Annotated in this window: 23 protein-coding genes; 14 read left to right on the forward strand and 9 right to left on the reverse strand. The window is 46.2% G+C overall.

Going from position 1 to position 23,339, the window contains the following annotated elements; genetic code table 11:
• Positions 1-46: 46 nt before the first annotated feature.
• Entirely contained in the window at positions 47-871 is an 825-nt protein-coding gene (gene xapA, locus NB463_RS05250) for a xanthosine phosphorylase (RefSeq protein WP_005379149.1), read from the reverse strand.
• Between the two features lie 121 nt (positions 872-992).
• On the opposite strand from xapA, the gene NB463_RS05255 reads away from it, so the two are divergent.
• On the forward strand, positions 993-1,898 hold the full coding sequence (locus NB463_RS05255) for a LysR family transcriptional regulator (RefSeq protein ID WP_005379156.1): 906 nt from the start codon (positions 993-995) through the stop codon (positions 1,896-1,898).
• 81 nt (positions 1,899-1,979) lie between these two features.
• Here the strand turns inward: NB463_RS05255 and gorA are convergent, their stop codons facing one another.
• Complete coding sequence (gene gorA, locus NB463_RS05260) at positions 1,980-3,335, reverse strand: glutathione-disulfide reductase (RefSeq protein WP_005379157.1); 1,356 nt, start codon at positions 3,333-3,335, stop codon at positions 1,980-1,982.
• 259 nt (positions 3,336-3,594) lie between these two features.
• A complete protein-coding gene (locus NB463_RS05265; RefSeq protein WP_005394390.1) occupies positions 3,595-4,434 on the reverse strand; it encodes a 23S rRNA (adenine(2030)-N(6))-methyltransferase RlmJ in 840 nt (279 codons plus the stop codon).
• A gap of 395 nt (positions 4,435-4,829) precedes the next feature.
• On the opposite strand from NB463_RS05265, the gene prlC reads away from it, so the two are divergent.
• Positions 4,830-6,872, forward strand: a complete 2,043-nt coding sequence (gene prlC, locus NB463_RS05270; RefSeq protein ID WP_257082790.1) for an oligopeptidase A — start codon at positions 4,830-4,832, stop codon at positions 6,870-6,872.
• 74 nt (positions 6,873-6,946) lie between these two features.
• On the opposite strand, the gene asnC is transcribed toward prlC, so the two are convergent.
• The gene (gene asnC, locus NB463_RS05275; RefSeq protein ID WP_005394393.1) at positions 6,947-7,411 is read right to left on the reverse strand and encodes a transcriptional regulator AsnC; all 465 of its coding nucleotides are present in this window, start codon (positions 7,409-7,411) and stop codon (positions 6,947-6,949) included.
• Between the two features lie 113 nt (positions 7,412-7,524).
• Between asnC and NB463_RS05280 the strand changes: the two genes are divergently transcribed.
• The 3 genes from NB463_RS05280 (at position 7,525) to NB463_RS05290 (ending at position 12,279) form a co-directional block, all read left to right on the forward strand.
• Positions 7,525-10,650: an EAL domain-containing protein gene (locus tag NB463_RS05280; protein ID WP_005394394.1), complete on the forward strand. Its 3,126-nt coding sequence runs from the start codon at positions 7,525-7,527 to the stop codon at positions 10,648-10,650.
• A gap of 90 nt (positions 10,651-10,740) precedes the next feature.
• On the forward strand, positions 10,741-11,520 hold the full coding sequence (locus NB463_RS05285; protein WP_170892877.1) for a class I SAM-dependent methyltransferase: 780 nt from the start codon (positions 10,741-10,743) through the stop codon (positions 11,518-11,520).
• A 186-nt stretch (positions 11,521-11,706) separates the two neighbouring features.
• Positions 11,707-12,279 (forward strand): hypothetical protein, encoded by a 573-nt coding sequence (locus NB463_RS05290; RefSeq protein WP_257082791.1) that lies wholly within the window; start codon positions 11,707-11,709, stop codon positions 12,277-12,279.
• A gap of 72 nt (positions 12,280-12,351) precedes the next feature.
• Here NB463_RS05290 and NB463_RS05295 read toward each other — a convergent pair whose 3' ends face one another.
• Together NB463_RS05295 and uspA are read right to left on the reverse strand one after the other, a co-directional pair.
• A complete protein-coding gene (locus NB463_RS05295; protein WP_257082792.1) occupies positions 12,352-13,230 on the reverse strand; it encodes a carboxylate/amino acid/amine transporter in 879 nt (292 codons plus the stop codon).
• A 64-nt stretch (positions 13,231-13,294) separates the two neighbouring features.
• A complete protein-coding gene (gene uspA, locus NB463_RS05300; RefSeq protein ID WP_005379165.1) occupies positions 13,295-13,720 on the reverse strand; it encodes a universal stress protein UspA in 426 nt (141 codons plus the stop codon).
• A gap of 282 nt (positions 13,721-14,002) precedes the next feature.
• Between uspA and ftnA the strand changes: the two genes are divergently transcribed.
• The 3 genes from ftnA (at position 14,003) to NB463_RS05315 (ending at position 16,319) form a co-directional block, all read left to right on the forward strand.
• Positions 14,003-14,530 (forward strand): non-heme ferritin, encoded by a 528-nt coding sequence (gene ftnA, locus NB463_RS05305; protein WP_005379167.1) that lies wholly within the window; start codon positions 14,003-14,005, stop codon positions 14,528-14,530.
• Between the two features lie 91 nt (positions 14,531-14,621).
• A complete protein-coding gene (gene uspB, locus NB463_RS05310; protein ID WP_005394407.1) occupies positions 14,622-14,945 on the forward strand; it encodes a universal stress protein UspB in 324 nt (107 codons plus the stop codon).
• Positions 14,946-15,125: 180 nt separating this feature from the next.
• Positions 15,126-16,319 carry an NAD(P)/FAD-dependent oxidoreductase gene (locus NB463_RS05315; RefSeq protein WP_258430538.1) on the forward strand — a complete coding sequence of 398 codons (1,194 nt, stop codon included), beginning with the start codon at positions 15,126-15,128 and terminating at the stop codon, positions 16,317-16,319.
• A 96-nt stretch (positions 16,320-16,415) separates the two neighbouring features.
• On the opposite strand, the gene NB463_RS05320 is transcribed toward NB463_RS05315, so the two are convergent.
• A complete protein-coding gene (locus NB463_RS05320) occupies positions 16,416-17,759 on the reverse strand; it encodes a sigma-54 interaction domain-containing protein (protein ID WP_104970018.1) in 1,344 nt (447 codons plus the stop codon).
• Between the two features lie 435 nt (positions 17,760-18,194).
• Between NB463_RS05320 and NB463_RS05325 the strand changes: the two genes are divergently transcribed.
• From NB463_RS05325 to NB463_RS05345, 5 genes are all read left to right on the forward strand, one after another.
• Entirely contained in the window at positions 18,195-18,746 is a 552-nt protein-coding gene (locus NB463_RS05325) for a BON domain-containing protein (RefSeq protein ID WP_258430467.1), read from the forward strand.
• Positions 18,747-18,791: 45 nt separating this feature from the next.
• On the forward strand, positions 18,792-18,968 hold the full coding sequence (locus NB463_RS05330; RefSeq protein ID WP_012841233.1) for a DUF1328 family protein: 177 nt from the start codon (positions 18,792-18,794) through the stop codon (positions 18,966-18,968).
• An 8-nt stretch (positions 18,969-18,976) separates the two neighbouring features.
• The gene (locus NB463_RS05335; RefSeq protein WP_048624594.1) at positions 18,977-19,174 is read left to right on the forward strand and encodes a hypothetical protein; all 198 of its coding nucleotides are present in this window, start codon (positions 18,977-18,979) and stop codon (positions 19,172-19,174) included.
• A 103-nt stretch (positions 19,175-19,277) separates the two neighbouring features.
• Positions 19,278-19,709, forward strand: a complete 432-nt coding sequence (locus NB463_RS05340) for a hemerythrin domain-containing protein (RefSeq protein WP_005394414.1) — start codon at positions 19,278-19,280, stop codon at positions 19,707-19,709.
• Between the two features lie 142 nt (positions 19,710-19,851).
• On the forward strand, positions 19,852-21,510 hold the full coding sequence (locus tag NB463_RS05345) for a diacylglycerol kinase family protein (protein WP_258430465.1): 1,659 nt from the start codon (positions 19,852-19,854) through the stop codon (positions 21,508-21,510).
• A 204-nt stretch (positions 21,511-21,714) separates the two neighbouring features.
• Here the strand turns inward: NB463_RS05345 and NB463_RS05350 are convergent, their stop codons facing one another.
• Both NB463_RS05350 and NB463_RS05355 read right to left on the reverse strand, forming a co-directional pair.
• Positions 21,715-22,113 carry a hypothetical protein gene (locus NB463_RS05350; RefSeq protein ID WP_005379193.1) on the reverse strand — a complete coding sequence of 133 codons (399 nt, stop codon included), beginning with the start codon at positions 22,111-22,113 and terminating at the stop codon, positions 21,715-21,717.
• Between the two features lie 155 nt (positions 22,114-22,268).
• On the reverse strand, positions 22,269-22,706 hold the full coding sequence (locus tag NB463_RS05355; RefSeq protein WP_005394423.1) for a DUF2383 domain-containing protein: 438 nt from the start codon (positions 22,704-22,706) through the stop codon (positions 22,269-22,271).
• 363 nt (positions 22,707-23,069) lie between these two features.
• On the opposite strand from NB463_RS05355, the gene NB463_RS05360 reads away from it, so the two are divergent.
• Positions 23,070-23,318: a hypothetical protein gene (locus tag NB463_RS05360; RefSeq protein ID WP_005394426.1), complete on the forward strand. Its 249-nt coding sequence runs from the start codon at positions 23,070-23,072 to the stop codon at positions 23,316-23,318.
• Positions 23,319-23,339: the final 21 nt, after the last annotated feature.

A 23,339-nucleotide genomic window follows, 5' to 3' on the forward strand; every position in this document is an offset into this window, starting at 1 on the left:
CATCAAGTTACTTGATGACCCTTTTGCTTTTTGGAATGAAGCGGCTTTAGAAGTGATGCTTCATAAAGCGCTTAATAAAGCGAATGAAATCTGCTTCGGCTAGCTTGGCGCACTTCAATGTTTGGGCGTGAGACAATTCTACATCTCCCAAGCCTTCTGCCATGTTGGTGATCGCGCACACTGCCAATACGGGTAAGCCGCAATGCGCCGCAGAAATCACTTCTGGCACGACCGACATTCCTACCACATCGCCACCGATGATTTGCATCATGCGGATTTCGGCTGCGGTCTCAAAGTTGGGGCCTGTGTAAGAGACAAACACACCTTCATTGAGGTGAATGCCATTGGCTTTGCCAACTTCAAACGCTTCTGCGCGCAGGTCTTTGTCGTACGCATTGGCGAGGCTGAAGAACCTCGGGCCGTACTCTTCATCATTCGGACCGATCATTGGCGACTCAGGCATGGTATTGATGTGGTCATGAAATACCACCAGAGAACCGACGTCGATGCGTTCAGGGCGAAGTGAGCCTGCCGCGTTGGTGACGAGCAGAAACTCACAGCCCAGCTTTTTAAAGGTGCGCACGGGCGTTGTCATGACCTTCATTGAGCCGTGTTCGTAGTAGTGACCGCGACCTTTCATGCACACTACGTCTACGCCGCCCATGGTACCAAGTACCAACTCACCAGAGTGGCCTTGCACGGTGCTAACCGGAAAGCCTTCGAGCTCTTCGTATGGAATGACCACTTTGTCTTGTAGTTCGTCTGCCAATACGCCTAAGCCAGAGCCTAAAATAAACGCCGCTTTAGGTTGGAAGTTTGGTTTGCGTTCGCGAATGGTTTGTAGCGCGCCGATTACTGGATCGTGATTCATGTTAGTCACCTTCTGGTTGTGTGTTGATTCCATTGTGTGATTTTCTGCGCTGGTTATCTTTGCTTTATTCGCTACTATCATCCTTAAAAAGAGGATGATGAAACTCGCTAGGACCTAATGCATGAAGTCAGAACCATTTGAGCGCGTGACGCTGAAGATGCTGCGTTACTTTTACGAGGTCGCACAAACCAAGCATTTCACTAAGGCGGCCGAGAACCTCAATATCACCAATTCGCCGTTGAGCAATCGCATCAAAGAGTTGGAAGAGGTACTTAACGTCAAACTGTTTGAGCGTGATTCAAGAAACGTCATGCTGACGGAGGCCGGGCGATTGTTGGAGTCCAAATGCCAACTGATTTTTCAGACCTTAGATGTCTCGCTCAATCAAGTGCAGCAAGTGGGTTTGAACCAGAGAAACATCTTGCGAGTTGGTGTGGTAAGTAGCGCATTTTGGGGCGGATTTGATCGTCTGTTACAGCGCTTCCATGCTGAGCATGACACTTATCACGCCGACATTTTTGACCTTAACCCAGAGACGCAAAAGAAGCATCTGAGCGAGAAGAAAATCGATGTGGGCATTGTGCGTTTTGCCGATGCACTCAACATTTATCCGTATCAGTCGGTGTCTTTGGGCAAAGATGTGTTTGTGGTGGCGGTGTCGGAGCAACATGAGTTAGCCAGCAAATCTTTGCTGCGGCTCCAAGATTTAAAGACGTGTGAGTTTGCGTTTATGAGTTTGGCGAATTCTGCCTCGGCAAACTTCATCATCAATGCCTGTCTGCAAGAAGGCTTTTCACCCCATATTGGCAAACAAGTGGTGGAGCCAAGCACCTTGATGGCGTATGTAGCAAACAGCAACACCGTGACGTTGGTGCCGTCGACGTTTTCTCAGCATCATTGGCATGGGATTCGTTTTATCAAGCTGAAAGAGTCACTGCGTGCAGACTTGTGTCTGATTCATGATGGTAAGCAGGAGAGTGCTATTAAAGCCGAGTTTATTCGCACATTATTAGAGAATGCGAGTTAAGCATGGGATAACAAAAAAAGGTCATCCTAAGATGACCTTTTCAAATGATTCGCTGAAATCAGCAATGCGATTAGCGCGTAATTAACGCATCGTTACGAACTCTTCAGAGCCCGTTGGGTGGATAGCCACAACAGAGTCGAAGTCTGCTTTGGTTGCGCCCATCTTCATTGCTACGCCGAAGCCTTGGATCATTTCATCTACCGTGAAACCGATGCCGTGTAGACCAACAACCGTTTCTTCTTCGCCCGCACATACAAGCTTCATCTTACATGGTTGACGGTGCTTAGTAACGGCGGTGTACATCGCAGTAAAGCCAGATGTGTAGACTTTGATGTTGTCTTTGCCGTACTTCTCTTCCGCTTCTTGCGTTGTAAGACCGATAGTGCCGATTGGTGGGTGGCTAAATACCACAGTTGGTACCAAATCGTAGTCCATCTTCGCGTTTGGTTTGTTGTTGAACAGACGCTCAGAAAGTTGACGACCCGCTTTCACTGCTACTGGCGTTAGCTCGATACCGCCTTCCATGATGTCACCCACACAGTAGATGCCTTTCACGTTGGTTTCTTGGTATTCGTCTACCTTAATGTAGCCTTTTTCGTTCGTTGCCACGCCAGTTGACGCTAGGTTGATTGCGTCTGTCGCTGGGTGACGACCGATTGCCCAAATCAGTTGGTCAACGTTTTGGCTCTCACCGTTTTCTAGGTGCAGAGTTAGGCTGCCATCGGCTTCTTTTACCACTTCTTTTGGTACAGAATGGGTGTGCAGTTTTGGACCTTCTGCGTCCATCACTTCAACCAACGTATCGATGATCATTGGATCGAAGCTACGCAGTGGTGACTCTTTACGTACGAACAGGTGCGTTTCTGTACCTAGTGCGTGCAGTACGCCAGCAATTTCAACTGCGATGTAGCCAGCGCCCACAACCGCAACGCGTTTTGGTTGCTCTGCTAGGTCGAAGAAGCCGTTTGAATCGATGCCGTATTCAGCGCCTGGAATGTTTGGAATAGTAGGACGACCACCAACCGCGATCAGGATGTGATCCGCTGTGTAGTGTTCACCGTTTACTTCGACAGTTTTTTCGTCAACAAACTTAGCAAAGCCTTTAATCACGTTTACTTTGTTGTTGCCAAGAACGCGATCGTAAGATTGGTGAATACGACCAATGTACGCCTGACGGCTCTCAACCAGTTTGCTCCAGTCGAAACCTTTCACGTCGACATCAAAACCGTAATCTTCTGCGTACAGGTTCATTGCTTCTGCGATTTGCGCGCCATGCCACATCACTTTTTTCGGTACACAACCTACGTTTACACAGGTACCGCCAAGGTCTTGAGCTTCGATTAGCGCAACTTTCGCGCCGTACATCGCCGCACGGTTTGCAGATGCGATGCCGCCACTGCCGCCACCGATACAGATATAGTCAAAATGAGTCGCCATTACTTTCTCCAAGAGCTTATAAATTTTATCTGGTACATAGATAGATTGGGATGACCTTGCCCGAACTCAATGCCACCGTTATCCCACTATCATAAATCGAATGTAACGAATTCCTAAATGGGAAAAAGCGACATTACTTATGACAAATAGCGATGAGAGGCACAAAAAGAAGAATAAGCGCGATGAGAGGGTAAAGTTGAGAGTATAAAAAAGCGCAACGAAAATGTCGTTGCGCTGAGAGGTTTCGGTGCAGATGAGCTTACTCTGGCACAATCCAGTCCACTTTCCAGTGGCCGGTGGCTGGTGCGATCGCGTCTTGCAGGAATGGCAGAATCTCTTTCATCTGGCTTTCCAGTTTCCACGGCGGGTTAATCACAATCATGCCGGATGCCGTCATGCCGCGCTCGTTGGTATCGGGTGCGACACCTAACTCGATTTGCAGAATTTTACGAATACCGAGTGCTTCCAAGCCTTCGATCATATCTTCGATGTCGTGACGGTTTACCACTGGGTACCAAATCGCGTAGATACCGGTTGCCCAACGCTTATGGCTCTGATGAATCGCGCGCACTACATCGCGGTACTCTTTCGCGAGCTCGTATGGTGGGTCAATCAGCACCAAACCACGACGCTCTTGTGGCGGTAAGCTTGCTTTTAGGCGTTGGAATCCGTCCTCTTTGAAGATGCTCACTTGGCGATCGCGATGGAATTCTTGCTCTAACAATGGGTGATCGGCTGGGTGCAACTCGGTCAGTACCATGCGATCTTGTGGGCGGATTTGCGCGCGTGCTACACGTGGTGAGCCTGGGTAGTAACGCAGCTTCTCGCCGTTGTTGAGCACTTTGATGGCATCGATGTAGCTTTTGATGTCTTCAGGAATATTTGGGTTATCCCAAATACGCGCGATGCCTTGTTTGTATTCGCCCGTTTTTTCAGACCATTCGTGAGTCAGATCGTAACGGCCCACACCCGAGTGGGTATCGTGATAAACGAATGGTTTATCTTTTTGTTTCAGCGCATCAAGAATGAGGCTTTGAACGATGTGTTTGACCACGTCGGCATGGTTTCCGGCGTGGAAGCTGTGGCGGTAACTTAACAAATTAAACTCTCGAAACACTCTTTGGCTGAGTGTGGTCTGTGATTTTCACTCTATGGCGGTATTATACTCAAGTAACTTAAAGATGTAGAACTTCCAATCAAATCTGTTCCTCTGATAAGGGGACGCTATTGAAATTTCTTTAAGTCACCCACACTTACTATTGGTAATCGAATTGAACTAGGTGAGTTTCTCGTGCTCAAAGAGTGTGAAATCTCATTTAGGTATAACAAGACTCAAGGACAGAGTAGCGCTCGTTGACTATATGGTCATCGCAGCATAGAGAAAGGGAACGGAGCTCCCCCAATCCATGTTGCTGGCTCGTCTGTACATTGAGTTGGCCTATCTACACAAAATAGACAGGCAATCACAGAGTCAAAACACAAAAGGAATTATTCATGTCTAATCCTCTTCTGACGTTTACGGACTTACCTCCGTTTTCTCAAATTAAACCAGAACACATCAAGCCAGCCGTTGAACAAGCGATTGCTGACTGCCGAGCGAAAATCGATGAAGTTCTAAAAGATAATGCTCACCCAACTTGGGACAGTGTGATTGCGCCAATTGAAGAAGCGGATGACCGCTTAAGCCGCATTTGGTCGCCAGTGGGTCACATGAACTCCGTGGTGAACAGCGAAGATCTGCGTGAAGCGTACGAAAGTTGTTTGCCAATTTTGTCAGAGTACGGCACTTGGGTTGGTCAGCACAAAGGCCTGTACGAAGCGTACAAAGCGATTAAAGCCAGTGATGCATTCGCAACGCTGACTCGCGCTCAACAAAAAACCATCACCGATGCGCTACGAGACTTTGAGTTATCGGGTATTGGTTTGCCATCCGATGAGCAGCACCGTTACGGCGAAATTAGCAAGCGCATGTCTGAGCTCAGCTCTAAATTCTCTAACAATGTACTGGATGCCACCATGGGTTGGACCAAGCACATCACGGATGAGAAAGACCTTGCTGGCATGCCAGAATCGGCGCTGGCAGCAGCGAAAGCCGCGGCAGAAGCAAAAGAGCTCGATGGTTACCTCATTACGCTGGATATCCCATCTTACCTACCTGTCATGACGTACTGCGACAACCAAGAGTTGCGTAAAGAAGTGTACGAAGCGTATGTGACACGCGCCTCTGATCGCGGTCCAAATGCTGGTAAGTGGGACAACTCAGAAATCATTACTGAGCAACTGAGACTGCGTCACGAAATTTCACGCATGTTGGGTTTCAATACTTACAGCGAGAAATCGTTAGCAACGAAAATGGCCGAAACGCCAGATCAAGTGTTGGGCTTCTTGAATGACCTAGCGACACGTGCGAAACCGCAAGGTGAACGTGAAGTCGAAGAGTTACGTCAGTTTGCGAAAAGTGAGTTTGGCGTTGAAGAATTGAATGTGTGGGATATTGCTTACTACAGCGAGAAACAAAAGCAGTACTTGTTCCAAATCTCGGATGAAGAACTGCGCCCGTACTTCCCAGAGTCAAAGGTTGTCAGTGGTCTGTTTGAAGTGCTAAACCGCGTGTTTGGCATGACAGTTACTGAGCGCGAAGGCGTGGACACTTGGCACGAATCTGTGCGTTTCTTCGATATCTTTGACGCTGAAGGCGCACTGCGTGGCAGTTTCTACTTAGATCTCTACGCACGTGAGCACAAACGTGGCGGCGCGTGGATGGATGACTGTCGTGGTCGTCGTATTACGCTCTCTGGCGAACTGCAAACGCCGGTGGCTTACCTAACGTGTAACTTCAACCGTCCAGTGGGCGACAAGCCAGCACTGTTTACGCACGATGAAGTTGTGACACTTTTCCATGAATTTGGTCACGGTATCCACCACATGCTGACGCAAGTCGAAACTGGCGCGGTATCAGGGATTAATGGCGTACCTTGGGATGCGGTTGAATTGCCAAGTCAGTTCCTGGAAAACTGGTGTTGGGAAGAGGACGCGCTTGCGTTTATTTCTGGTCACTATGAGACAGGCGAGCCGTTGCCAAAAGCGATGCTAGATAAGATGCTCGCGGCGAAGAACTTCCAGTCGGCGATGGGCATTTTGCGTCAGCTAGAATTCGGTTTGTTCGACTTTACTCTGCACACCGAATACGACCCAGAAGTGGGTGCACGCGTTTTAGAAACGCTGGCGAAAGTGAAAGAGAAAGTCGCGGTGGTTCCAGCTGTTGAGTGGGCGCGCTTCTCGCACAGCTTTGGTCACATCTTCGCTGGTGGTTACAGCGCGGGCTACTACAGCTATCTGTGGGCTGAAGTGCTGTCATCAGACGCGTATTCTCGCTTTGAAGAAGAAGGTATCTTCAACAAAGAAACGGGTCAAAGCTTCCTGAATAACATCCTAGAAATGGGTGGCAGTGAAGAGCCAATGGAGCTGTTTAAGCGCTTCCGTGGTCGTGAACCACAAATTGATGCGCTATTGCGCCATTCTGGTATTGCAGCGTAAGCGCACGCTGTCTTTCCAAAAATACTAAGGCCAACCATTCGGTTGGCCTTTTTTGTCCATTTTTTATAAAAAATTCACGGATTCACACTGCGGTTAATTGGGTTCTGCAGCGATATCAATGTCTCCGTAGACTGAACCTCATCAATGGCTTGCAGCTTGTCGATCAACACAAATTGCAGTTCTTCAATCGATTTGCACATCAATTTGACGAATATGTTATACGCGCCCGTGGTGTAGTAAGCTTCAACGACTTCGTCGAGCGCGTTGAGTTTTTCTAGCGCGGAATGGTAATCACGAGCTGCGTTTAGGTTAATACCAATGAAGCAGCACACATCGTAGCCGAGCTTTTTGGTATTTACGATCACCTCCGTTCCTTCGATGATGTCAGCCGATTTCATCTTCTCAATACGCACATGGATAGTGGCAGGGCTGACATCGAACTGCTTTGCCATTTCTGCGTAGGGCGTTCTGGCGTCAGCCATCAGTGTTTTTAATATTGCGCGGTCAAGGTCGTCGAGTTTCGGCAGGCTCGCATTCATACTATTATTTCCGTTAGGGATAGAGTTTTACCTCCCTTTTATACTCATAGCGGATAGGATTCACAAGGTTTGGCAGGAGTAACTGCGGGTTAACTCCGAGCTATGGAGATAATGTGCAGCGTTTTCTGGTTATTGTCGCGCTATGTTGGAGCGCGTTTGCCGCGGCCTCAGATCCGAAAGTTTTGGTCGTGCACTCCTATCATCAAGGTTTTTTCTGGACGGATTCCATACAGCGAGGTATCGAGCAGCAATTGGGTGATCGATCGCTGGATATGCGCGTGCTCTATTTAGACTCGAAACGTAACCAGAGTGAGCAGTTTTTCGCTCAGCTTGAATCCTTATATCGTACGAAATTAAGCAAAGAACGATTCGATGCCATTTTAGTGAGTGATAACAACGCGCTTGAACTGATGCAGCGTTTGGCGCCAATCATCAAAGACACCCCGGTTATATTTAACGGCATCAACAATTATCATCCTTCTTTGCACCAATCTCTGAATGCAACAGGAGTAACAGAAGATGTCGATTTGGAGGCAAATTTAGCCCTCATAGAGCGCCTACACCCTGATTACACCCAAATTCTTATTGTCAGTGACCATTCCGTAACGGGAGAGGTATTACGCTATCAAATCGACGATTTTGTACATGAACATCCGCAATATCGCGACAAAATCGTGCAAGTTATTCCCGATAGTATCATTGACTTAAAGCAACAAGTAGCGAAGCTGAATAAAGATAAAGTCGTCCTGTTTTGGACCTATTACCGAGATAAACAAGGTGTGGTTGGCAGTGAACGTGACTGGATTGGCGTTAACAGAGCCTCAAATGCGCCGCTGTTTATGGTGCACGACATTGGCTTAGGGCACGGTGCGGTTGGTGGCGTGATCCAAAGTGGTTATCGGCATGGCATAGAGAGCGCTGAGATACTTGAGTTTGTGTTGGATAACCCTGACCAAGCTCTGCCAGCCGTGAAGAAAAGTGATTCTGAAATCAAGCTCGATTATCAAGCTGTAGTGCGCTGGGGGCTGGGTGCTGAGCAAGAGGTCTCTGCGGTATTTTTTAATAAACCGATGAAGTTTTCTGAGCGTTTTGCCAAAGAAATTCGCTTGTTTGGTAGCCTGTTTGTAGTGATGTCGGTGGTCATTTTGTTGATGGGTTACTATTTACAGCGGATGCGTCGCAGCGAGAGTGCCGCGCGAGAAAGCCAAGCCATCTTAGAATCGATTTTTGATCAGAGCATGCAGTATATGGGCATTTTGGATGCCAACGGTGTACTTAAATCGGGCAATGATCACCTGCAATCTTTGCTGTATCACCAAGGGCTGCGTTTAGACCGACCACTTTGGTTTCATCCCAATTGGAGTGAGAAAGCACAAGCGTTGCTTGAGGCGTATTTCCACGCGCCTCACCATCAAGTGTCGACGTTTGAGGCTGAAATTTGGAGTAAAGAGCACGGTACATTGGTGTTGGAAATTTCACTCAAGCCTTTTTCTCAGCAAGTAGGAAATCAAAAGCAATACTTGTTTGAAGCGCGCGATATCACTAGTCGTAAGTTGATGGAAGATAAGCTCTATCAACGCGAATCAACCCTGCGTAACTATTATGAACAACAGCCTGTCATGATGGTGACACTCGACAGCAATAACCGCATTCAAGAAGTGAATCGATTTGCTCAGCTACTCCTCGGCTACAAACCGATGGACATGCTCGGACACCGCCTAAGGGAGTTTTATTTTGATGACAAGGTACTGTTTCCTCGCCAAGTGCTATTGCAACCCAATCAACAGGTGCATGGGGTCTGGCGACGTGAAGTCGAGTATCGCCATGCAAATGGTCATCGTGTTTGGGTACGTGAGAACATTCGTCCACTGAGTGAATCTGATCAGCTATTGATTGTGGGTGAAGATATTACAGAAACCAAACAGCTTTCCGAGAAGTTGGAATATCAAGCGCGCTATGACTTACTGACAGGGACTTATAACCGAAACCACTTTGAACTAGAGCTCAAGACCGCACTGCGTGAGGTGGACAGCCATCGTCGCGTCCATGCCATGCTGTACCTCGACTTAGATCAGCTAAAAGTCCTCAATGATACGGTTGGGCATGATGCGGGTGACGCGGCGATTCAATTTTGCGCCAGCATGTTAGAGGAAGTGTTGCCATACAATTCCATCTTGGCTCGAATGGGAGGCGATGAGTTTGCGGTACTACTCAAAGATTGCGACGAATACGGCGCGATTAATATCGCTAAACTGATCATCTCGACGTTGAGTGAACATCTCTTTATTTGGGAAGATACACGCTTGTTCATCAGTTGTTCTATCGGTATTCGTATCATCGATCATACGGCAGAGACGCCGCAAATGGTGCACGCTCAAGCAGACTCTGCGTGTCATGCCGCCAAGGAGCAAGGCCGTAACCGCTACAATCTGTTCAGCTTAGATAACGAAGAGCTACAACGTCGCCAGATGGAAATGCAGAGCGTCAATTTGGTGCATGAGGCATTGTCGAATCAGCGTTTAGAGTTGTTTGCTCAACCGATCAAAAGCTTACAACAGCACGATGCTCAGATGTATTTTGAGATTTTAGTGCGCATTCGCAATGGATATGGTGATTATGTTTCTCCTGCACTGTTTATTCCGGCTTCCGAGCGCTACAACATTGCGCATTGGATTGATAAACAGGTCATTACTCAAACGCTAGAATGGTTTGAGCAACGCCCAGAGGTGGTTGAAAAACTCGGCCGTTGTTCGATAAACCTTTCAGGTCAATCTATGGGGAATCAAGAGTTTATCGATTTCTTATTGGAGCGATTGGAACGTTCGTCTATGCCGTGTGAAAAAATCTGTCTAGAAATCACCGAGACAGCAGCGATGAGTAATCTTGAGCAAGCCATTGAGCTCTTCACCAAGCTCAAAGCGTTGGGTTGCATGATTGCATTGGATGATTTCGGCTCGGGCTTGTCTTCATTTGGTTACTTAAAGAAACTTCCCGTTGATATCGTGAAAATTGATGGTCTTTTCGTGCGAGATATCAACGTAAATGAAATGGACCGTGTGATGGTTCGCTCGATCAATGATCTGGCAAAACAGCTAGGCAAAGTGACGGTGGCGGAGTTTGTCGAAAACGAACAAGTCATGCAGCATTTGATAGACCTCGGTGTGGACTACGGCCAAGGCTACGGTATTGGGCATCCTCAACCGCTTTCTGAGTTAGTTGAGCGACTGACGGCTGAGTAGTCTTGTCATATCAAGCTCAACCTAGCATTGAGAGGTAACTTAGGTATACACTCAGCGCCAGTTACCGCGATTTTTTATTGGAGCCTCCTTTTGCAACTGCAATTGATCTGTGAAGACCCGTCTCAACAACCTCATCTGGATGAACTGGCTGCGCGCTGGCAGCTTTCTCACACTGACGAGAGCGATTTTGCTTTGGTGTTGACCACCGAGCGTTTAGAGCTGCGTAAAGTGGATGAGCCAAAGTTGGGCGCTATTTTTGTCGATTTAATTGGTGGCGCAGTTGGGCATCGCCGAAAATTTGGTGGTGGTAAGGGCCAAGCCATCGCAAAAGCCGCAGGTTTGAACAAAGGGGCAACGCCAACCGTTCTAGACGGCACGGCGGGGCTGGGACGTGATGCATTCGTTTTGGCTTCGCTCGGCTGTAAGGTACAGATGGTGGAGCGACACCCGGTAGTCGCAGCGTTGCTGGATGACGGCTTAGCGCGTGCGAAACAAGACCCTGAAATTGGAACTTGGGTATCAGAGCGTATGTCGCTGATTCATGCCTCCAGTCATGATGCATTGGAACAGCTGGCACAAGATGAAGACTTTGTTCAGCCAGATGTGGTGTATCTCGACCCTATGTATCCGCACCCAGAAAACAAGAAGAAATCGGCGCTCGTAAAAAAAGAGATGCGCGTTTTCCAATCGTTGGTTGGCGCCGATTTGGACGCCGATGGTTTGCTAGAACCTGCCATGGCGTTAGCCACAAAACGCGTGGTGGTGAAGCGCCCAGACTATGCAAACTGGCTGAACGAGCAAAAGCCGACTATGGCGATTGAAACCAAAAAAAATCGCTTTGATGTCTATGTTAAAGCCTCAATGGCATAACTTCCTGACCGCTCAACTTTTCTTGTCACAGTACGGTGTATCGTGCTGTGATCAAGCCTCTCTTTCTGAACCGTTACTGATAGTTTTCTCTTGCTAATTCTCCTCCCTGACTGTATATCTAACTAAGAATTATTATTATTTCACTTGTTGTGGTGCGGTCGATAATTGGGAAGCTGGAGTAGTAGAATGGCTAAACGCTTATGTAAAATGAGTCGTAAACAGATCGCGGCGGAGCTTGGCGACATCCATCGTTTAGTTGTCGCACCAAAGTTTGTTTGTCGCTCTTGCGCACGCTCTTCAGCGGCCAAAGATACCTTGTGTAAGCCAGCCGCTATTCCGCCGAAAAAGTGCCAAGACAAGCCATTGAACGAGCAACAATCATGTGGCTTATTGGCTGAAGCGTTGCCAGTACAACCGATTCCTGTGACAACAAAACAAAGCAACGAAAAAGCAGCGATTGTGAAGCGTGTTGTTGAGCGCGTGAAAGAGAAAAAGCAAGCCGAAAAATCCCTGGAGCCAGTAAGAACCGACGTACCAGTATGGTTTGATTTAGCGGATAAAAAATCGCTTAAGAAAGCGAAAAAAGCGCTGAAAAAGCATTATAAGCAGCAGAAGAAGTTGTTAAAAGTAGCGAAAAAGCAACAAAAGTTACTTAAGCGTCAGCGCAAGCTTGAAGCGTGCAATGCCAAGCTAGAGGTGTTGTTGCCAACGTCGCCCAAGGCGTTGATGAGCGCAAGCTCGCAAGTCAAAGTGCATTAATCTAATCCAAAAAAACGCTCTCCAGTTGGAGAGCGTTTTTTATTGTAGGTATGTGTGTTGGGAGCGGTCGCTTTACTTCTTGGCGTAGCTCATTTCGACGCGCTTTTTCACCCAGGTTTCGTTAATCCATAGCGATAGCATGATGATCGCACCGCCAATGGCGAGTCGCATGACATCAACATCGCGGTTCCAAATCACAATGTTCACAATCAAACCCGCCGGAACTAATGCGTTGTTCATTACTGCAAGTGCTCCTGCGTTCACCATGGTTGCGCCTTTGTTCCACGCGAAGTAACCAAAACCGGAAGCAATTAAACCAAGGTACGTCAGAATGCCCCATTGCGTTGCGGTGGTGGGTAGTTTGTCGAGGTTGCCCACCAGAGCGAAAGCCACGGTTGCTACACAAAGCGCACCTAAGTAGAAGTAACCAAACACGGTGTGTTGTGGCAAATCAACCGGTTCACTTTCCATGATGTATTTGTAGCCCACTTGACCAATGGCAAAACAGAGGTTTGCTCCTTGTACGACCAAAAAGCCCAGCAGGAAGTCTTCATTAATGCCTGCAAACTTAATCCAGGCAGCGCCAAATACAGCAATCACCGCGGTAACCAAATACCAAGGTGAAAAGCGACCTTTCAAGAAGTCATAGATCAGCGTGACGTAAATGGGTGTGAATACGGTGAACAGCAATACTTCTGGCACGGAAAGGAGCAAAAAAGATTGGTAGTAGAAGCAGTACATCAGACCGAGCTGAAAGCCACCGACCGTCATCAGTTTCGCGATTAAGGATTTGCTAACGCCGCGGAATTTTAAAAAGGGAATGAAAACCAGACTCGCCAGTGCCACGCGCATGAACACCGAGAACCAAGAATCAACCTGACCAGCGAGGTAAACGCCGATCAGGCTAAATGAGAATGCCCAAAGTAGGGTAACTGCGGATAGATAAGCCATGGATGAGAATCTTTATCAACAACAAATGTGCCCGCAGTCTAACCAAGTTTTAACGTCGCGCCAATCAGTCTTTTAGCGGTACGACCAGCATATCGACTGGAGAGCAGTTAATCAGTTGTCGAGTCGAAGACAGAATCTTGCTCCAGAAATCTTGGTGATGACCACAAACCACCAAGTCGATACTGTAATCTTGAATGGTATCGCACAGCTCATTACTCAAATCGCCACTACCGACCAACGTATGGGCTATTGGGTATTGCGCATATTCTGCGAAATTCGCCAATTGTGTGCGCGACGCTTCCATTGCTTGATGTTGCGCTTCTGCCATATTGATGTCGATAAGCCCGGTGTAGAGCTCTGCGTAGTTCACGTCGATGTGAATAAAAGAGACTTTCGCATCCAGAGGTTTAGCCAGTGATACGGCTTTTTTAATCAACACTTTACTGTCGTCTGACAGGTCGACTGCCACAAGTATGTGTTTGTAACTCATATTGCTATCTCCTTGTAAGGTCATAGTTTTAGATTAGCACTAACCCCCAAAAAAATTTGCTGAAGTGATCTCATATCAGTGTCGTAGGTACAAAGTCTTGTCTCAGTAATCATGTTATAGTGGCGTTATACCCAAGTGACTTTGATATGCTGAAATAAGCGTAGTGTTACTGACTAGAGTTGAAGTGAAACTTCGCCGTGTCTGCCAGACCAAGCTATTCTCGCAGCGTCACTTATTTCGAGGTTACTTGGGTATATTGCATGCACAATAATAGGAGTTAACATGCTGTCTCAAACTATGGTCGAACAATTGAATGAGCAAATTAACCTAGAATTTTTCTCATCCAATCTATACTTACAAATGAGTGCTTGGTGTGAAGACAAAGGTTTTGAAGGTGCGGCTGAATTTTTACGCGCTCACGCCGTAGAAGAAATGGAGCACATGCAACGCCTATTCACTTACGTGAGTGAAACTGGCTCAATGCCAATCTTAGGCGCTATTGATGCGCCAAAGCATGACTTTGCGAGCCTAGGTGACGTTTTCCGCGAGACATTTGAACATGAGCAAATGATCACGGAAAAAATCAACAAACTGGCGCACGTTGCATTTACTAGCCAAGACTACTCAACGTTTAACTTCCTACAGTGGTACGTGTCAGAACAGCACGAAGAAGAGAAGTTGTTTAAAGGGATTTTAGATAAGATCGAACTGGTAGGTGAAGACGGTAAAGCGTTGTTCTTCATTGACAAAGATCTAGCACAAATGGCGAAAGAAGGTTCATCTTCAATCATGGATGCTCCAGCTGCGTAAACGCGTTTTGGGACGTTGTAAGTAGCGGGTAAAGACGAAGTGTTGGTCGTCTTTTTCTCTTGAGCATTGTTGAAGATGTAGGGAGGAAAAGATGATCAGTGGAGACACAATCTTATTTGCGCTAATGGTGGTAACTGGAGTCAACATGATCCGGTATCTCACCGCTCTTCGTTCTCTAATTTACATCATGCGTGAAGCGCATCCGTTGTTATATCAGCAAGTTGATGGCAATGGCTTTTTTACCACCCATGGAAATGTCACCAAACAGGTGCGTTTGTTCCACTACATCAAAAGTAAAGAATATCACCATCACCACGATGAGATTTTTACTGGTAAGTGCGAAAGGGTGCGTGAGCTATTTGTTTTATCGACCGCTTTGCTCGGTGTTACCCTACTCGCGGCCTTCATTCTTTAAAGAATCAATAATCTAGCGAGTTAATCTCCTAGGATTGTACGGGTATGCATAGCGCTTACCGTTTAAGCGCTTTTCCCCTTCGAGATTTGTCGGTAGAATGTCGCGCCTAGAAAGCAAGGATGTGCAATGTGCACATCCTTTTTTATTTCGATTCGATCCCAATCAGTCTAAGAGCTACCGATGAGTAAGAAATTTGATGTTGTTGTAATTGGCGCAGGTGCAGCGGGTTTGATGTGTGCTGCAGAAGCCGGCAAGCGAGGCCGCCGTGTTTTGGTGCTCGATCATGCTAAAAAGCCAGGACGTAAAATCCTTATCTCAGGCGGTGGCCGTTGTAACTTCACTAATTACGACGTCTCAGCCAGCAACTACCTATGCCAAAACCCGCATTTCGTTAAGTCGGCGCTTTCTCAATACACCAACTGGGATTTTATCTCGATGGTGTGTAAGCATGGTATTGAATTTGAAGAGCGCGATCACGGTCAGCTGTTTTGTGTCGATGCGTTTACGGCGAAAGACATCGTGAAGATGCTGCTGGCTGAATGTGATATGCCGAATATCGAGCAGCGTTACCAATGCGATGTTCACTCAATTGAGAAAATCGATGAAGGCTTTCGTTTGCATGCTGGCACTGAGATTGTCGAGTGTGAGTCTTTAGTTATCGCAACAGGTGGCTTGTCGATGCCAAAACTGGGGGCGACACCATTTGGCTATAAAGTCGCGGAACAATTTGGTCTTCGAGTTATCCCAACTACGGCAGGGCTGGTGCCATTTACGTTGCATAAAGAAGACAAAGAAGACTTTGCTGAATTATCTGGTATCGCGGTACCTGCGGAAATTACAGCTGAAGATGGCACCATGTTCAAAGAAGCCCTGTTGTTCACACATCGTGGTTTATCTGGCCCAGCCGTTTTACAGATTTCATCATTCTGGCGAGCGGGGCAAAAGGTGTCGATTAATCTGGTGCCAAACGATGATGTTGCCGAGTTATTAGAACGCAGCCGTGAAAAGCATCCGAATCAGTCGCTCAAAAATACGCTCGCTAAAGTGCTACCAAAGCGCTTGGTTGAAGTCTTGATTGAACGTAAAGAGCTGGTCGATAAACCGCTAAAGCAGTTCAATCAAAAGGAGCTTGCGGCGATTGTGGCGCGCTTAGAGCATTGGGATATCGCCCCGAATGGCACTGAAGGCTACCGAACCGCGGAAGTGACACTAGGCGGTGTGGATACCGATCACTTATCTTCTAAAACCATGGAATGCAAAAACATCAAAGGGCTGTACTTCATTGGCGAAGTGATGGATGTGACTGGCTGGTTAGGGGGCTACAATTTTCAGTGGTGCTGGTCGAGCGGCTTTGTCGCGGGTCAGTGGGTGTAATCAAACGCTACACATCCGCATAAAAGATAAGATAAAAAAGAGCACTGAATCGTATTCCGTGCTCTTTTTATATTCTCATTGTATTCCCACAGCGAGTTACTCGTCTTGATACTTTTCGAGTTTGTTGTAGAGCGTTTTAACGCTAATGCCTAACTCTTGCGCAGATTCCGTTTTATTGCCTTGATTCTCTTCAAGCGTATTGAGAATGGCGGCTTTTTCTAGCTCTTCTAGCGAAACGCCCGCTGGAACAAGGTCTTCGATGCTGGTGCCTGTTTCCAATGGTGGCGTATCGAAGATCAGGTGTTCATCTCGGATAGTGTCATCAGCCAAAATAAACGCGCGCTCGATCGTGTGTTTGAGCTCACGGACATTACCTGGCCAATCGTGTGCAGCGATTTTTTGGATGGCAGAATCAAGAATGGTTTTGGTTTTAGCCTCATTTGCGTTGCGGTGCGCGATAAAGTGCTTAGCCAGACCGACGATGTCACCGCCTCGCTCTCGCAGCGGCGGTATCGTTAATGGAAAGTGCGATAAGCGGAAAAACAGATCTTCACGCAGGAACTGCTCTTCAATGGCGACTTTAGGATCACGGTTGGTGGCGGCAATGATGCGAGTGTTGGCGATATGCACCGTATTACTGCCCACTGGGCGATACTCTCCGGTTTCCAAAACACGCAATAGCTTCACTTGATGCTCGATAGGCATCTCGGTGATTTCATCTAAAAACAGCGTGCCGCCTTCTGCCTGTTTAAATACACCTTGGTGAGTTTTATTCGCTCCGGTAAAGGCGCCTTTTTCATGGCCAAACAGTTCACTATCGACCAATTCTGGGCTAATCGCACCACAGTTAATCGCGATAAAGGGTTGTTGCTTGCGATCACTGGCTAAATGAATGGTCTGTGCCACTAACTCTTTACCCGAACCGCTTTCACCGACAATGAGGACGTTGGCTTCTGTTTTTGCGACGCGTCGGATCATGCGATAGAGCTGATGCATTGGCGATGAGGACCCCACCAAAAGGCCAAATTGGTCGAGATCGCTAGTGGACACTTTACGTCCTTGATCTTGTTTTTGCTGATAGTACTGGCTGACTTCGCTTAGGGTGTCCGTCAAAATGGCAATATCGACGGGTTTTCTGTAGTGAAAAATTGCACCTAAGTTCATTAGCTTATCCAAATTTTCGTTTGGAGCACCAGAGCTAATGATGATCAAGTCCATATCGTAGATGTCTTCGATATTAGAAAGGCGCTGGTAATCTGCGCTAGTAAAGTGGGCGACTTCAACAATCGCAACTTCCGGTTTGAGTTGTAGGAAATCTTCAATCCAACCATCTGCGGCATCGGTATTATGCAGACGAAATTTGTTCAGTTCCTGGCAAGAGGCGATAGCATCTTTAAGTGTCGGGTCTTGTATTCGTAGAAACAGGCTTGGCAACGACATAGAAATGTCCTCTTTACTATGACAGAAACAATGTACGTGGATTATTCTAAGTGCACAAGACAAAATATTGTCAGCAGAGATTTAAGGGTCTGTAGGCTATTTTAATGTTGTTGAACCTATCTTGGTATATATCAGTAATAATTCTGATAAATATTGCTTCTTTATTCGGGTGTCTCACGCTTTAAATAATAATTCTGCGATTAAGTGAAGTTGAAAAAATAATGCCTCATCTTTTATTGGCGTATTATGTAATTGATTGCGAAATTATTAACGATTAAAAATTACATTTCTTCTGTGTAAATAATTCATACTTATATTTTCTTGCTCGTCTTATTTTTACCTCTTGTTTTTATTATTCCTTTAAAAATAATAAGTTACAATCTTGGCACATGGTTTGCTCCTATGGAAATACAACGTCAATAAAGGAGAATTACCATGAATAACATCGCAGCTAAAATTGTACTTACGTCAGTTCTTGCTACTTCATCTACAGCAGTCTTAGCGAGTGATAAATGGGAAAAAGAATCCATGGACGCTTGGCTGGATGGTAAAGCCGAAACTACGCTGCTGCTAAACAGCAACCTTAACTCTTTTGATATCAACACCGATGTTGAAAATCAGGTAGTTACCCTTTCTGGTTCGGTAAACAATGACCTTGAAAAATCGCTTGCCGAAGAGCTTGTAACAGGTCTTGATGGTGTGAAAAAAGTAAACAACGAATTGTCAGCGGTGAATGAAGGTAAGAAAGAAACCGATTCAGAGGCATTAGCCACACTGACCGACTCTAAAATCACGACTATAGTTAAAACTCGCCTACTGATGGATACCAATGTAAGTGGTACGGACATTGATGTAACGACGGAACGTAAAACGGTAACGTTGGCAGGTAAGGTTAATTCAGATGCGGAGCATGATCTTGCACTTTCAATTGCAAATAATACCAATGATGTAAATAAGGTGATTGATAAGCTAGAAGTGGTTCAATAATAACGAGCCGAGTGACTTAACCCAATTTTATTAGGAGGTAACACTATGGTTCGTTGGATGTTTATTTTTCTGGCTTTGGCACTGGTTTCTGCACTACTAGGTTTTACTGGTATTGCAGGGGCGGCGGCCTCTATCGCGCAAGTGATATTTTACCTATTCCTATTGTCATTAATTGTATCAATAGTGATTGTTCTGCTAGGAAGAAAAAACGTAAATAGATAGGAGATTTCATGCGACTTACGTCATTAATTTACCGTATCGCCGCAGTATTTGGTTTGGTGTTCGCACTGGCTGCTTGTAGTGAAGAAGGGCCAATGGAACAGGCAGGCAAGAAGATAGATGAAGCCGCCGAAGAAACTCAAAATGCGATTGAAGATGAGTGTGAAAATATTAAAGAGAACTTGAACGCAGAAGACCAAGATTGTTAGTCGAGTCAGGTCAGCTTTTTGTTCACAGCAATGTAAGAGAAGGGCGGTCAATCACCGCCCTTCCTTTTATCCCAAGTGTTTACAATCAGATGAGGAGTCAAAGATGAAAAACATATTTGATGTACTAAAAGAGAGTCATGAAAAGCAACGCCTTTTACTCGATGCTCTGATGGAAACGTCTGGAGATTCCCCTGCACGCGAAGAGTTTTATCACAATCTTAAGGATGAACTCGAACAGCACGCCGCCGCAGAAGAGCGTTTTTTCTACGCGCCTTTAATCGAGAGCGATAAAACCATCGATCTTACTCGTCATGGCATCGCAGAGCACCACGAGATTGATAAAGTGATTGCACAGCTTGATGCAACCGACATGAGCTCGCCAGCATGGCTCAACCTCATGAAAACTTTGCGTCACAAAGTATTGCACCACCTCGAAGAAGAAGAGCAGCGTTTTTTCCAATTGGCCGGTAAGGTGATGACCGATCAGCAGAAAATGAAACTAGCGGATAGCTACGTCGAAGAAATGGCTAGCTAGGTGGAGTATTGGTCCTTTTCGTGCCATTTCGGCACGGGAAGGGGCCCAATCAAAGCGTTTACCAAGCTCATTAGCCTAAACTAAAACCAGCTTATTCTCACTTTCACTAAAAAAGCGCACTCGCTGAAGGCAAGGAGAGCGAATGTTTATCATCAAATATTATATTCTTGGCGCTCTGATCAGTTTATTGGCCGCTATTTATATTCCCCAAATCATGGTTAGCCTGTTGTTCTTGTGGGTATCTCTTTCTTTAGCATTAGTCAGCGTAGCCTACGTTTTCGACATTCCCTCCATTTTTAGAAAAAACCAAGACGGCAAGATTGTCAGGTGGATCCGCTGGGCATTCATCCCCTTTTTGCTGGGCGCTAGAGCGTATAATGCCTGGGAAAGACGGCGCGATACCGTGCCTCCGATCCAAAAAGTCAGCGATAATTTATACCTCTCCCGTCGGCTATTTCAGAGTGACTTAGATTTTCTCGAATCCAATGACATCTCTTGTATTGTCGATGTCACCGCAGAATTTGCTGGGCTTGAAAGTGCGATGACCGACAAGCAGTTTCATTACCTTTCGATTCCGGTACTTGACCACAAAGCCCCAACGTTGGAACGCTTGCGTCATGCGATTAACTGGATTGATACGCAAATCTCGTGCTCGCGAGCTGTGGTTGTGCATTGTGCGTTAGGGCGCGGTCGTTCGGTGTTTGTTGTTGCGGCGTATCTACTGAGCAAAGATCCGTCGCTGACGGTTGAATCTGTGATGAAAAAAATCAATGACGTGCGCAGTACCGCGAGATTGAATAAATTACAGATTAGAACGTTACGAGCGATCAGTGAAAAAGGCGTACTGGGTCTGGATCAATCCACTTGGATGGTGGTTAACCCTGTTGCAGGTGGCGGCAAATGGGAGGAAAACGAACAGCACTTGATTCGTGAACTAACCAAAAAATATCGCTTGAGTATTCATCAAACCACCGCAAACCTCAGCGCCGAGCAGCTAACACAACAGGCAAAAGAAAGTGGGGCTAAGCAAATCATCGTAGCGGGTGGCGATGGCACAGTGACGGAAGTGGCGAGCCAGCTGGTAGGTACCGACATCAAACTCGGTATTGTTCCGCTCGGAACCGCCAATGCGTTATGTCATGTCCTCTATGGCGTTGGCGCAAAATTCTCACCAGTCGAAAAAGCGTGTGAAGCATTGCTAGCAGGTCACTGCCAACGTATTGATACGGCGGAGTGTAATCAGAGGCTTATATTGTTAGTCCTAGGTATTGGCCTAGAGCAGAAAATGATCGAACATGCGCAGCGAGAAGAGAAAAACACCTTTGGACAATTGGCCTACTTAACGGGCTTTTTTAACGCGGTGGTGGCGGAAGAGACGCAGACGTTGACTGTTGCGATGGATGCGCCATTTGAAGATGAAAATCACGACAATAATACACAAACGCTTGAAGTCCATAGTTTTGTAGTTGCGAACATCGCTCCTTTTAGTACGTTGCTCGCGCAAGGTGGTGGTGCTCCGCAGCCTGACGATGGCAAGCTGCATATCACTTATTTAGATAACACCGAATCTTTAGGTGGACGCCTCATCGCATTGTCTGATCTGACATTAACCAGCGTAGGTGCGCAGGAGGAATCGACTCATTTTCAATACGCGACGGCTCAGAATGTCACTATTTCTGCGAACAAACCGATTGAGTATGTGATTGATGGTGAGCTTTATTCTGATGAGCAATTAGCGATTAAGCTTCGTCCAAAATCGTTGAATGTATTTGTCCCAAGCGGGAGAAGTAAATCGGCTTAGCTTTAAAACAGATAAGCAGTGGATAATGCGCCATTTGCCTAGTGCTTTATAGCGTACCTTTGTTTACCGGTTTAGTCGTAGTTTTGAGGGAACCAATAAGGTCGCTGCGTAGGTGCAGCGGCTTTGTTATATCGGCATTTTTTGTATCTGAGAGAGCGTCTATTTATCGTTCTCGAAGTGAAAGGAAGAAGGGGGTGAGTATGACTACTCACCCTGGGGTAAGTGCTTTTCAATTTCATCGTTTTCGACTTGTAAAGCAGCTAACCAGTAAGAAACAAGCGCCGTTAAGTTGGTGTCGTCAATGGCTCTGAGTAGCGCTTTTAAATCATCTAACAACAACTTGTTCATGAAATGCATTTCTTTGTAATTACCTAGTTCGGCAACGCCGTATTCGGTGGCATTTTCCGCAATGAATTGTTCACCATCTTGGTCGAAGAACAACTTCGCCATCTTTTTGATCATCACTTTTTCTATTTTAACGAATCGATACGCCGCTCTTGCGAGTGTCATATGCGATTGCGGATTAACGAGAGGCAAACACGTTTGGCGATGGTGTGTCATTTTTACGAGTAGCTCCCTTACTCGATTATTATCCAATGTCATACTGACCTCTTTATTTATGACTACCGTGTTGATTACTCGGTTTAGTGTTTTCTAGTTTTGGTTGTATTGAGGTGCCAGTGGTCTTATCAGAAATGGCCAAAACGAGTTGGCCATTTTCTCTGCCAGCGCTTGATTGCAAAGGCGACCACTAAGGATCAGCTGATAAGGCTGATGCTGCTGAGCTTTTCTTTACAGCTTTTGATATCACTGCGAACTTTCAGTAGAACCGAATTATCCGCTTGCTCTGGGTGGCTAGTAATTAGGTTTTCGATCTCTTTGAGCACCTTGCTTTCAACACCTTCGAGCTGTTCCAAATACATGGACTCTTTGTCAGAAGACACCTCCTTCATCACATCGCTGTATACCTCACGCGCTTTAATGGTGTAGGAAACCGGAGTGTCGTCGGCAGAGTCTTCCTGGTTATTTGCCAATGTGTAGGGAGTAAGCTCAAGCACCGCTCGCTCACGTACTCTAAGCAGTTCTACCAACACATTATTCAAAGAAGTGTTGTCAATGTTCTCAATGGCCTTGTTGTAAATGTCATTTCCGCTCTCGATAAGCTCAATGATTGAGGCGATATTTTCATTTTTCATATCTCACTCCTGATTTGGTTGGTGATGGGAGTGTTTGTACGTATGGGGAACAAACACCGATGTTTCATCTTTAGTTGCAGGTTGTATGCCAATGAATGTTATTTTTCTATTAATCAATTGGTTATGATTTTATTGCGCAAGAATTGGAGAGTTGCAGACGAGGCGCTAAGAAAAAATTACAAGAATGTTGGGGAAGTCTGGAAAGAATTACACGTACAGATAAGGATTTGTCGTGAAACAAAACAAAAATTAAATAAAAACATGTACTTATAATTTTGGCACGGATATGGCTTTGTAGTGAGTAAGTGAGTTCAAAAGTTGTTTCACTTGATTTACTACTCAACTCATCAACGGAGGCTAGTTATGGCTACAACAAAAGAAAGCACAGTAAAACCTCAAGAGCAGTTAGAAGAAGCATATCACTTGGCGGAGCAAGCCACGACGGAAGCCGTCGGCGCAATGAAAGACCAAGCTAAAGAGAAATTTGATGTGGGCGCGGAACACGTTCAGCAGGCGACCAAGTCGGCAGAGAACGTTATCAAGGAGCGTCCATTGCTGAGCATTGGTTGTGCCTTCCTTGCGGGTTGGGCGGTTTCGAAGCTGATCAAATAATCACGGTCCAACGGATTAAGC

The sequence above is a fragment of the Vibrio sp. RM-41-2B genome, assembly GCF_024744415.1.
GTDB classification, from domain to species: domain Bacteria; phylum Pseudomonadota; class Gammaproteobacteria; order Enterobacterales; family Vibrionaceae; genus Vibrio; species Vibrio diabolicus.

What these genes read in the sequence shown, in the direction of transcription:
- NB463_RS05255 (WP_005379156.1), top strand. Translation starts at nt 993, where the DNA reads ATGAAGTCAGAACCATTTGAGCGCGTGACGCTGAAGATGCTGCGTTAC.
- NB463_RS05335 (WP_048624594.1), top strand. Translation starts at nt 18,977, where the DNA reads ATGCGACTTACGTCATTAATTTACCGTATCGCCGCAGTATTTGGTTTG.
- NB463_RS05360 (WP_005394426.1), top strand. Translation starts at nt 23,070, where the DNA reads ATGGCTACAACAAAAGAAAGCACAGTAAAACCTCAAGAGCAGTTAGAA.
- NB463_RS05315 (WP_258430538.1), top strand. Translation starts at nt 15,126, where the DNA reads ATGAGTAAGAAATTTGATGTTGTTGTAATTGGCGCAGGTGCAGCGGGT.
- NB463_RS05320 (WP_104970018.1), bottom strand. Translation starts at nt 17,759, where the DNA reads ATGTCGTTGCCAAGCCTGTTTCTACGAATACAAGACCCGACACTTAAA.
- uspA (WP_005379165.1), bottom strand. Translation starts at nt 13,720, where the DNA reads ATGAGTTACAAACACATACTTGTGGCAGTCGACCTGTCAGACGACAGT.
- NB463_RS05290 (WP_257082791.1), top strand. Translation starts at nt 11,707, where the DNA reads ATGGCTAAACGCTTATGTAAAATGAGTCGTAAACAGATCGCGGCGGAG.
- NB463_RS05330 (WP_012841233.1), top strand. Translation starts at nt 18,792, where the DNA reads ATGGTTCGTTGGATGTTTATTTTTCTGGCTTTGGCACTGGTTTCTGCA.
- NB463_RS05340 (WP_005394414.1), top strand. Translation starts at nt 19,278, where the DNA reads ATGAAAAACATATTTGATGTACTAAAAGAGAGTCATGAAAAGCAACGC.
- xapA (WP_005379149.1), bottom strand. Translation starts at nt 871, where the DNA reads ATGAATCACGATCCAGTAATCGGCGCGCTACAAACCATTCGCGAACGC.
- asnC (WP_005394393.1), bottom strand. Translation starts at nt 7,411, where the DNA reads ATGAATGCGAGCCTGCCGAAACTCGACGACCTTGACCGCGCAATATTA.
- NB463_RS05355 (WP_005394423.1), bottom strand. Translation starts at nt 22,706, where the DNA reads ATGAAAAATGAAAATATCGCCTCAATCATTGAGCTTATCGAGAGCGGA.
- prlC (WP_257082790.1), top strand. Translation starts at nt 4,830, where the DNA reads ATGTCTAATCCTCTTCTGACGTTTACGGACTTACCTCCGTTTTCTCAA.
- gorA (WP_005379157.1), bottom strand. Translation starts at nt 3,335, where the DNA reads ATGGCGACTCATTTTGACTATATCTGTATCGGTGGCGGCAGTGGCGGC.
- uspB (WP_005394407.1), top strand. Translation starts at nt 14,622, where the DNA reads ATGATCAGTGGAGACACAATCTTATTTGCGCTAATGGTGGTAACTGGA.
- NB463_RS05350 (WP_005379193.1), bottom strand. Translation starts at nt 22,113, where the DNA reads ATGACATTGGATAATAATCGAGTAAGGGAGCTACTCGTAAAAATGACA.
- NB463_RS05345 (WP_258430465.1), top strand. Translation starts at nt 19,852, where the DNA reads ATGTTTATCATCAAATATTATATTCTTGGCGCTCTGATCAGTTTATTG.
- ftnA (WP_005379167.1), top strand. Translation starts at nt 14,003, where the DNA reads ATGCTGTCTCAAACTATGGTCGAACAATTGAATGAGCAAATTAACCTA.
- NB463_RS05295 (WP_257082792.1), bottom strand. Translation starts at nt 13,230, where the DNA reads ATGGCTTATCTATCCGCAGTTACCCTACTTTGGGCATTCTCATTTAGC.
- NB463_RS05325 (WP_258430467.1), top strand. Translation starts at nt 18,195, where the DNA reads ATGAATAACATCGCAGCTAAAATTGTACTTACGTCAGTTCTTGCTACT.